Annotated in this window: 1 protein-coding gene; it reads right to left on the bottom strand. The window is 62.8% G+C overall.

Going from position 1 to position 775, the window contains the following annotated elements; genetic code table 11:
• Window positions 1-775, bottom strand: a 775-nt coding sequence (locus tag IE325_RS45835; RefSeq protein ID WP_190076179.1) for an IS481 family transposase, incomplete at both ends; no start/stop codon positions are given.

Here is a 775-nt window from a genome sequence, read left to right as displayed (position 1 = left end):
GGGTGTTTGGCCGGTGAGCGCACCGTGAGGGCGATCGTAGTTGTAGTAGTCCTCCCACTCCTGAAGCTTGGTGTTGAACAGGTTGACGTCGTCGATGACCTGTCCCTCCAGGAGGCGGTAGAACTCTTCGGAGTCGATGCGGTGGGATCGTTCGACCTTGCCGTTCAGTCGCGGTGTGCGGGGCTTGATTCGGACGTGGCCGATGCCCTTGTCGAGCAGGTGCCAGTGGAAGGCTGAGCCGAACTCCTGGCCGTTGTCGGTCTGGACCTGCTCGACGGCGAACGGCAGCTTGGCCAGGACGTGGTCGATGAACTGGATCGCGGTCTTTTGGTCGTTCCGCGGGTAGGCGCGCAGGACCCGCAGCCGGGTGCAGTCATCGATGGCGGTGTACTGGTAGTAGCGCTTCTTGCGGCCTGTCTGGCCGAGGGGCTCGATGAACTTGACGTCGACCTGCAGCTGGTGGCCGGGCCGCTGCTTCTCGTAACGCTTCCAGCGAGTGGAGCGTCGCTTGTAGCGTTGCGAGGCCGGCAGCCGGTTGAGACCCACCTTCTTCAGGATCCGCCATACGCCTGACGAGCTGACTTTGACGTCGTGATACCGGTCCAAGTACATCGCGATCTTGGCTGGCCCGAAGTGGTACTGCTGCCGCAGCCACAGGATCTTCTCCACGACATCTGCCTTGGTGGCATGCGGTGTGCGGTGCGGGGCGTTCGAGCGGTCCCTCAGCCCCTCAAGACCCTCGGCCTCGTAGCGACGCAGCCATATGTAGTAGCAC

The organism is Streptomyces lanatus, assembly GCF_014655715.1.
GTDB classification, from domain to species: domain Bacteria; phylum Actinomycetota; class Actinomycetes; order Streptomycetales; family Streptomycetaceae; genus Streptomyces; species Streptomyces lanatus.
This window is presented reverse-complemented; position numbering and strand designations above follow the sequence as displayed.